Source organism: Streptomyces sp. NPDC003011 (genome assembly GCF_053591515.1).
This window is the reverse complement of sequence record NZ_JBSFTY010000162.1, coordinates 1-8,548: the sequence shown is the minus strand read 5'-3', so window position 1 is coordinate 8,548 and position 8,548 is coordinate 1. Positions and strand designations below refer to the sequence as shown.

The window sequence follows — 8,548 nt, the reverse complement described above, 5'->3', positions numbered from 1 at the left end:
GCAGCAGCCAGTGGTCGCCGGCCTGCTCCGCGCTGAAGCCGAAGCCGCGTCCACAGGTCGCCCTGCTCGACCGGTTTGCCGAGCATGTCGCCGGTCAGGCCGACACCGTCTCCGGCTGGGCCTCCTCACGGGAGACACGCTCGCCGAGCCGCTCCGTGGGCACCTTGTGGGTCTCGCGCGCCGTGATGACGGCGATCACCGGCGGGACGCACAGCGCGGCGGTGAACAGGGCGACCGCCGACCAGTCGTCACCGTCCGGACCCGCGATCTGCGCGGCGAAGGTGACCGCGAACCCGGCCACGGCGAAGCCGATCTGGGTGCCGATCGCCATGCCGGACAGCCGCACCCGGGTGGAGAACATCTCGCCGTAGAAGGACGGCCACACGCCGTTCGCGGCGCTGTAGACGACACCGAAGGCGACGATGCCCAGCACGAGGATCAGCGCGTAGGAACCCGTGGAGATCGCCCAGAGGTAGGCGAACATCGCCACGGCGCTGCCGGCCGCGCCGATCAGGAACACCGGGCGGCGGCCGACGCGGTCCGAGAGCGTGGCCCACAGGGGGATCGTGCCGAGCGCCACGAGGTTGGCGAGGGCTCCCACCCACAGCATCGAGGACCGGCTCATGCCGACCGAGTCGCTCGTCGCGTACGACAGCGCCCACACCGTGAAGATCGTGCTGACCGAGGCGATGAGGGCACCCGCGATCACCCGCAGGACGTCGGCCCAGTGCTCGCGCATCAGGATCGCCAGCGGCATCCTGACGATCCCGTCCGAGGCGGCCTGGCGGGCGAAGGCCGGGGTCTCCTCCAGCTTGCGGCGGATGACGAAACCGACGACGGCGACCGCGACGCTCAGCCAGAACGGGACCCGCCAGCCCCAGGACATCAGCTGGTCATCGGGCAGCGCGGCGATGGGGATGAACACCAGCGTGGCGAGCAGCTGCCCGCCCTGCGTGCCGCTCAGGGTGAAGCTGGTGAAGAACCCGCGCCGGTGCGACGGCGCGTGCTCCAGCGTCATGGAGTTGGCGCTGGCCTGCTCACCGGCCGCCGAGATGCCCTGGAGCACGCGGCACAGCACCAGCAGCACCGGGGCGAGCGTGCCGACCTGGTCACGGGTGGGCAGACAGCCGATCAGGAACGTCGACACGCCCATCAGGATCAGCGTGAAAACCATGATCTTCTTGCGGCCGAGCTTGTCGCCGTAGTGCCCGAGGAACAGCGCGCCCACCGGACGGGCCGCGTACGCCACGCCGAAGGTGGCCAGCGACAGCAGGGTCGCGGTGGCCGGGTCGGACTGGTCGAAGAAGACGTCCGGGAAGATCAGCGCGGCGGCGCTGCCGTAGATGAAGAAGTCGTAGTACTCCAGGGCGCTGCCGATCCAGGCCGCCAGGGCGGCTTTTCTCGGCTGGCCGACGGGTGCGGCGGGGACGGACACGGCGTGCTCCTTCGGGGGAACTCCACCCTAGGCGGAGTGAGCGGAGGGCTGAGCGGAGCCGGATCGCGGCTAATTAACCCACTGGGTAGTTAGTGGCGGTGGGTGGGATGTTGCGCCCACGTTTCCCGGGTGTCAAGAGGCCGTGCCGAGGATCTTTCCGCGCGGCACCTGGTCCGAGGCGCGCGGAGCCCCGGGCCGGGCCCGCCCCGAAGCCGCGCACGGCCGACCGCCGCACGGCCGGCCGCCGCGCGCAGACCGCCGACTGCCGACCGTCGACCGTGCCGGTCCCTGCCGAAAGAGCCGGTACCTGGCTCAGTCGGCCCAGTCGGCCCAGTCCGCTCAGTCCGCCGCGCGGTCCGCCGTCAGGTAGGCGATCACCATGTCGCCGAGCATCGCGCGGTAGTGCTCGCGCTGGGCGGGGTCCACCAGGTCGCGGCCGAACAGGGCGCCGAAGGTGTGCCGGTTGGCGACCCGGAAGAAACAGAACGAGCTGATCATCGCGTGCAGGTCGACGGCGTCCACGTCGGCCGTGAACAGCCCCGACTCCTGTCCGGAGGCCAGGATCCGGCGGATCACGTCGAGCGCGGGCGAGCCGATCTTGCCGAGTTTCGCGGAGGCCGCGATGTGCTCGGCCCCGTGGATGTTCTCGATGCTCACCAGGCGGATGAAGTCCGGGTGCTGCTCGTGGTGGTCGAAGGTCACCTCGGCCAGTCGGCGGATGGCCGCGACCGGGTCCAGGTGTTCGACGTCGAGCTGCTGCTCGGCCTCGCGGATCACGGCGTAGGCCCGCTCCAGGACGGCGGTGAAGAGCTGCTCCTTGCCGCCGAAGTAGTAGTAGATCATCCGCTTGGTGGTGCGGGTGCGGGCGGCGATCTCGTCGACCCGGGCGCCGTCGAAGCCGGCCCGGGCGAACTCCTGGGTCGCCACGTCGAGAATCTCGGCCTGGGTGCGGGCGGCGTCACGGATCCGCCCGTTCGGTCGTGCCGGTTCTTCGACGCTGGTCATCGGGTTCCTTAGCGCGCGGGGCCAGTGCGCAGATTGTAAGAGCAGGCCGTCACGCCGGGTCCCGGTTCCGCGTCGGGGGCTTCCCGTGGTCCCACGATGCTGGTATAGCTAACGTACTAGTTCGTACATTAGTGAGCCGCTCAGGAGGTTCCCGGTGCCGTCCCAGGACAAGGACTCGTATCTCGTCGGACTGATCGGTTCCGGCATCGGCCCCTCGCTCAGTCCGGCGCTGCACGAGCGGGAGGCCGACCGCCAGGGTCTGCGGTACCTGTACCGGCTGATCGACATCGACACCCTCGGCGTCGGGCCCGAGGCGGTCGGCGATCTGCTGCGGTCGGCACGCGACCTCGGCTTCGACGGGCTCAACATCACGCACCCGTGCAAGCAGCACGTCCTGCCGCACCTGGACGCCCTCGCCCCGCAGGCCGAGGCCCTCGGCGCGGTCAACACCGTCGTCTTCGAGGAGGACGGCCGCGCCGTCGGCCACAACACCGACGTCACCGGCTTCGCCGCCTCCTTCGCCCGCGGTCTGCCCGACGTACCGCTGGAGCGGGTCGTGCAGCTGGGGGCGGGCGGCGCGGGCGCGGCCGTCGCGCACGCCACGCTCACCCTCGGCGCCGGGCGGGTCACCGTCGTCGACGCGCTGCCCGAGCGGGCCGCCGCCCTCGCCGACGCGCTGAACGCGCACTTCGGGGACGGCCGGGCCGCCGCCGCCACCCCGGACCGGCTCGCGGACCTGCTCGCCCGCGCCGACGGACTCGTGCACGCCACCCCCACCGGCATGGCCGCGCACCCCGGCCTGCCCGTCCCGGCCGGACTCCTCGACCCCGGCCTGTGGATCGCCGAGGTGGTCTACCGCCCGCTGGAGACCGCACTGCTGCGCACCGCCCGCGCGCTCGGCTGCGCCACGCTCGACGGCGGCGGGATGGCCGTCTTCCAAGCCGTGGACGCGTTCCGCCTGTTCACCGGGCGGGAACCCGACAGCGCACGGATGCTCGCGGACTTCGGCGAACTGGCCGGGGCCGTGCCCACCCCGCGGTGACGGCCGCCGTAGGACATCGACAGAAGAGGTACCGACGTGCGTACGTCCATCGCCACCGTCTCGCTCAGCGGCTCGCTCACCGAGAAGCTCACGGCCGCCTCCCGGGCCGGCTTCGACGGCGTCGAGATCTTCGAGAACGACCTGCTCGCCAGTCCCCTCACCCCCGCGGAGGTCCGGGCCCGCTGCGCGGACCTCGGCCTCACCGTCGACCTCTACCAGCCGATGCGCGACATCGAGGCCGTGCCGCCGGACGAGTTCGCCCGCAACCTGCGGCGCGCCCGGCACAAGTTCGAGCTGATGGGCCGGCTCGGCGCCGGAACCGTCCTGGTCTGCTCCAGCGTCTCCCCGCTCGCCGTCGACGACGACGCGCTCGCCGCCGAGCAGCTGAGTGAACTGGCGAGCCTGGCACAGGACTTCGGCGTCCGCGTCGCCTACGAGGCCCTCGCGTGGGGGCGGCACGTCAGCACGTACGACCACGCCTGGCGCATCGTCCGGACGGCCGGCCACCCCGCGCTCGGCACCTGTCTGGACAGTTTCCACATCCTGTCCCGGAGCTCCGGCCCCAAGGACCTCGACGGCATCGGGGACATCCCCGGCGAGAAGATCTTCTTCCTCCAGCTCGCCGACGCCCCGCTGCTCGCGATGGACGTCCTGCAGTGGAGCCGCCACTACCGCTGCTTCCCCGGCCAGGGCGGTTTCGACGTCGCCGGTCTCGTCCGCCGTGTACTGCATACAGGCTACGACGGCCCGCTCTCCCTGGAGATCTTCAACGACGTCTTCCGGCAGGCCGAGGCAGGCCCCACGGCCGTGGACGCCCGCCGTTCCCTGCTCCTGCTCCAGGAGACCGTGGGCGTCGCCGCGCCGCCCGCACCGGTCGTGCCCACGGGCGTCGCCTTCGCCGAACTGGTCACGCCGGACGCCGAACCCCTCGCCGCCCTGCTCGGCGCGCTGGGCTTCGCCCGCACCGCCCGGCACCGCAGCAAACCCGTCGACCTGTGGCAGCAGGGCCAGGCCCGCGTCCTGGTCAACACCGGCACCGCCGTCCGCCGGGACGACACCCACCTCGCCGCGATCGGACTGGAGTCACCCGGTCCGCGGGCCGCCGCCCGCCGGGCCGAGGCCCTGCTCGCTCCCGTGCTGCCCCGCCGCCGCGCCGCCGAGGACGTCCCGCTCGACGCGGTGGCCGCCCCCGACGGCACGGAACTGTTCTTCTGCGCCACCGGCCGCCCCGGACTCCCCGACTGGCGGGCCGACTTCGAGGACGTCGAGCATCCGCCCGCGGCCACGGACGTGTCCCGTGTCGACCACATAGCCCTCACCCAGCCGTGGCACCACTTCGACGAGGCGGCCCTCTTCCACCGCAGCGTGCTCGGCCTGCGCGCCCAGGAGAGCGTCGACGTCGCCGACCCCTACGGGCTGCTGCGCAGCCGCGCCGTGACCACCCCCGACGGCGGCGTGCGCATCGCCCTGTCCGTCGGCGCGGCCCCCACCGACGACACGGTCCACGCCCAGCACCTCGCGTTCGCCACCGACGACGTGGTCGCCGCGGCCCGCCGCTTCACCGAGGCCGGCGGCCGGCTGCTGCCGATCCCGGCGAACTACTACGACGACCTGGCCGCCCGGTACGAGTTCGCCGACGGAGAGCTGGAGACGTACCGCGCACTCGGCATCCTCTACGACCGGGACGCGCACGGCGAGTTCCGCCACTGCTACACCCGCACCGTCGGCCGCATCTTCTTCGAACTGGTCCAGCGCGACGGCGCGTACCGGGGCTACGGCGCCCAGAACGCCCCCGTCCGCCTGGCGGCCCAGCACACGGTCAGGCGGCTCACTGGCGGCTGACGGTCCGGCTCACGCCGGCGAAGACGGTCGTGGCCAGGATCCAGCCGGCGATGACGAGGGAGTAGGACAGCCACTGGTATCCGCCCTGCGGGGCGAAGGCCCCCTCCTGGCCGAAGGAGATCACCGGCAGCAGCAGGTCAAGCGTGTAGAACACCGGGTTGAAGTCGGGCGCCTCGGACGCCTTCAGCGGGCGGGGGTGGTGCAGGGCGTACACGACCGAGCCGACGGCGAGCAGCGACAGCAGCCAGCCGCAGGCCCGCAGCGGGCGGAATCCGTAGCCGACGGTGGCGTCCTGGACGTGGCCCCACAGACGGCCGTACCAGGGGAGTGTGGTGCGGTGGCGGCGCTGCTTGGCGAGCTGGACGAGGCGGGCCGCGTGGTCGTCGCCGATGCGCCGATAGGCGGCCGTCAACTGCTCGTAGGCGTGCGGCACATAGCTTTCGCCGTCGCGTTCCAGCATCGCCAGGCGGCGGGCGGCGGGCTCGTGCGGCGACAGGGAGGTGTAGACGAGGCCGTTGAGCAGGACCCGCTCGGGCACCGCGTCCGGCTCCAGGTAGAGCTCCTCGATCTGGGCGCGGCGCAGGTTGAGGGTGCCGTCCGCGGGCGGGCTCTTGCGCAGCCACAGTTCCCCGATGGTGGAGCTGCTCGCCCGCAGCACCCCGTCCCCCGGGTTCGACAGGACGGCGTACGACAGGTCGAGGCGGCCCGTGACGCGGGCGCCGCGCAGGCCGATCCAGCCCTGTACGCGGGTGTCGCGCAGCAGGAAGTCGCCGCCCACCGTGAGGGTCTGGGCGTCGAGGGCGACCTGGCCGGGGCGGGTGAGACGGGCGCCGTTGAACTGGACGGATCCGTTGACGGTGGCGCCGTTGAGCCGGACCTCGCCGTGCGCGCGCAGCTCCAGTGCCCGCAAGTCGTCCTCGATCAGCGTCTGGTTGAGCTTGAGCACCGGCTCCGAGGCGTCGTGCGCGGTGAGTTCGGCGCGGTCCAGGAACAGGGCGCCGGATATGTGGGCTCCGCTCAGCTGCACCCGGCCGCGCACCCGGCAGTCCGCCAGCTGCACCACGCCGTCGATCCGCGCGCTGCCGAGGTCCAGGGCGGGGAGCACGGAGCCGCGCAGGCTGAGCCGGCGCAGCTGGGCGCCGAACAGGTCGGCAGGGTCGGTGAAGTGACAGTGGGTCAGCCGGACCGGCTGGTCGACGACGGCGTGGGTGAGGTCGAGCGCGCCGGTGATCCGGGCGCCGACGACCCTGAGGGCGGCGATCTCACCGTCCTCCTGGGGCGCGGTGACCAGCAACGCCCTGAGCACCGAGGCGCGCAGGGTCCGTTCCGGCCCCCACTCGGTCCCCGCCGCCGGGACCTCGTCGTGAGCCGTGCGGAAGTCCACGGACTCGCCCCGGGGAAAGGCCCGCCACACCCGCAGTTCCGCCGCGGTCAGGTCGTCGATCTCCATCAGCGGGGACTCTGACGTGCCCGGCCGCGCCTGTCAACCGGCGCACGACGGGCCCACCGCGTCAACGCGCGCTTCCTGCCGGAGCAGTTGGGCGGTGGGCCCGGTGTGGTGCTACGGCCGGGTGTTCCACTCCGCGACGACCGGCCGGCCGTGTTCCGTCGACAGGCGGCTGACCGTTCCCGTCGCGAGCTGGAACAGCCGGCCGTCGGCCGGGGCCAGCCCCAGCCGGCGCGCCGTCAGCACGCGCAGGAAGTGGGCGTGGGCCACCAGGATCACGTCGCCGTCGGGGAGGGCCGCGTCCACCCGGGCCAGCACCCGGTCGGCGCGCTGCCCCACCTGCTCGGGCGACTCACCGGGGTGGCCGTCCGGGCCGGGCGGCACGCCGTCGGTCCACAGGTACCAGTCGGGGCGGGTGCGGTGGATGTCGACGGTGGTGACGCCCTCGTAGCCGCCGTAGTCCCACTCACGCAGGTCCGGCTCGGGCTCGGCCCCGGTGACGCCCGCCAGTTCGGCGGTGCGTATCGCCCGGTCCAGCGGGCTGGCCAGGGCGAGGGCGAAGATCCGCGACGAGAGGAGCGGAGCGAGGGACTTGGCCTGTTCCTCGCCGTGCCGGGTGAGGGGCAGGTCGGTCCGGCTGGTGTGCCGGCCCGACACGCTCCACTCCGTCTCACCGTGGCGGACCAGAAGGAGATCCCCCACGGCCGGGCCTACTTCTTCGCCGACTCGACGGCGTGGCCGCCGAACTGGTTGCGCAGCGCCGCGACCATCTTCATCTGCGGGGAGTCGTCCTGCCGGGAGGCGAACCGGGCGAAGAGGGAGGCGGTGATCGCGGGCAGCGGCACCGCGTTGTCGATGGCGGCCTCCACCGTCCACCGTCCCTCGCCGGAGTCCTCCGCGAACCCGCGCAGCTTGTCCAGGTGCTCGTCGGCGTCGAGGGCGTTGACGGCCAGGTCGAGCAGCCAGGAGCGGATGACGGTGCCCTCCTGCCAGGAGCGGAAGACCTCCCGCACGTCGGTGACCGAGTCGACCGACTCCAGCAGCTCCCAGCCCTCGGCGTAGGCCTGCATCATGGCGTACTCGATGCCGTTGTGGACCATCTTGGAGAAGTGTCCGGAGCCGACCTTGCCCGCGTGGACATAGCCGTACGGGCCCTCGGGCTTGAGCGCGTCGAAGATCGGCTTGACCCGGTCCACGTGCTCCTTGTCGCCGCCGACCATCAGGGCGTAGCCGTTCTCCAGGCCCCACACGCCGCCGGAGACGCCCGCGTCGACGAAGCCGATGCCCTTGGCGCCCAGTTCGGAGGCGTGCTTCTCGTCGTCGCTCCAGCGGGAGTTGCCGCCGTCGACGACCGTGTCGCCGGGGGAGAGGAGGCCGCCGAGTTCGTCGACGACGGACTGGGTGGGGGCCCCGGCCGGGACCATCACCCAGACCGTGCGCGGGGCTTCCAGCCTGTCGACCAGTTCGGCCAGGCCGCTCACGTCGGAGAGCTCGGGGTTGCGGTCGTAGCCGACGACGGTGTGGCCGGCGCGGCGGATCCGCTCGCGCATGTTGCCGCCCATCTTCCCGAGCCCGATGAGGCCGAGTTGCATCGCTGCCATGTCAGTTCACTTCCTTGAGGTCGCGGTAGGCGGCCACGAGCGCGGCTGTGGAGGAGTCGAGACCGGGGACGTCGGCGCCCTCGGTGAGGGCGGGTTCGATGCGCTTGGCGAGGACCTTGCCGAGTTCGACGCCCCACTGGTCGAAGGAGTCGATGTTCCAGATCGCGCCCTGGACG

At 72.4% G+C, this 8,548-nt stretch carries 7 protein-coding genes and 1 pseudogene; 2 read left to right on the top strand and 6 right to left on the bottom strand.

All coding sequences use genetic code 11. The features are described from left to right. Positions 1–94: 94 nt before the first annotated feature. Together ACWD0J_RS40660 and ACWD0J_RS40655 are read right to left on the bottom strand one after the other, a co-directional pair. A complete protein-coding gene (locus ACWD0J_RS40660; protein WP_451500898.1) occupies positions 95–1,435 on the bottom strand; it encodes an MFS transporter in 1,341 nt (446 codons plus the stop codon). A gap of 339 nt (positions 1,436–1,774) precedes the next feature. Beyond that, complete coding sequence (locus ACWD0J_RS40655) at positions 1,775–2,440, bottom strand: TetR/AcrR family transcriptional regulator (protein ID WP_451500897.1); 666 nt, start codon at positions 2,438–2,440, stop codon at positions 1,775–1,777. A 154-nt stretch (positions 2,441–2,594) separates the two neighbouring features. Between ACWD0J_RS40655 and ACWD0J_RS40650 the strand changes: the two genes are divergently transcribed. Both ACWD0J_RS40650 and ACWD0J_RS40645 read left to right on the top strand, forming a co-directional pair. Beyond that, on the top strand, positions 2,595–3,482 hold the full coding sequence (locus ACWD0J_RS40650; protein ID WP_451500896.1) for a shikimate dehydrogenase: 888 nt from the start codon (positions 2,595–2,597) through the stop codon (positions 3,480–3,482). A gap of 36 nt (positions 3,483–3,518) precedes the next feature. Beyond that, positions 3,519–5,324, top strand: coding sequence for a bifunctional sugar phosphate isomerase/epimerase/4-hydroxyphenylpyruvate dioxygenase family protein (locus ACWD0J_RS40645; RefSeq protein ID WP_451500895.1), 1,806 nt, complete (start codon positions 3,519–3,521; stop codon positions 5,322–5,324). On the opposite strand, the gene ACWD0J_RS40640 is transcribed toward ACWD0J_RS40645, so the two are convergent. The 4 genes and pseudogenes from ACWD0J_RS40640 to ACWD0J_RS40625 all read right to left on the bottom strand — a co-directional run. Further along, positions 5,311–6,774, bottom strand: coding sequence for a pentapeptide repeat-containing protein (locus ACWD0J_RS40640; RefSeq protein WP_451500894.1), 1,464 nt, complete (start codon positions 6,772–6,774; stop codon positions 5,311–5,313). The two genes, ACWD0J_RS40645 and ACWD0J_RS40640, sit on opposite strands and share 14 nt — an antisense overlap. Before the next feature lie 111 nt (positions 6,775–6,885). Beyond that, positions 6,886–7,473, bottom strand: coding sequence for a histidine phosphatase family protein (locus ACWD0J_RS40635; RefSeq protein ID WP_451500893.1), 588 nt, complete (start codon positions 7,471–7,473; stop codon positions 6,886–6,888). A gap of 8 nt (positions 7,474–7,481) precedes the next feature. After that, entirely contained in the window at positions 7,482–8,363 is an 882-nt protein-coding gene (gene gnd, locus ACWD0J_RS40630) for a phosphogluconate dehydrogenase (NAD(+)-dependent, decarboxylating) (protein ID WP_451500899.1), read from the bottom strand. Positions 8,364–8,373: 10 nt separating this feature from the next. After that, positions 8,374–8,548, bottom strand: a pseudogene (locus ACWD0J_RS40625) (glucose-6-phosphate isomerase); the annotation flags it as partial.

Excerpts from the sequence above, each read along its gene's own strand:
- ACWD0J_RS40655 (WP_451500897.1), bottom strand. The coding sequence starts at position 2,440 with ATGACCAGCGTCGAAGAACCGGCACGACCGAACGGGCGGATCCGTGAC.
- ACWD0J_RS40640 (WP_451500894.1), bottom strand. The coding sequence starts at position 6,774 with ATGGAGATCGACGACCTGACCGCGGCGGAACTGCGGGTGTGGCGGGCC.
- gnd (WP_451500899.1), bottom strand. The coding sequence starts at position 8,363 with ATGCAACTCGGCCTCATCGGGCTCGGGAAGATGGGCGGCAACATGCGC.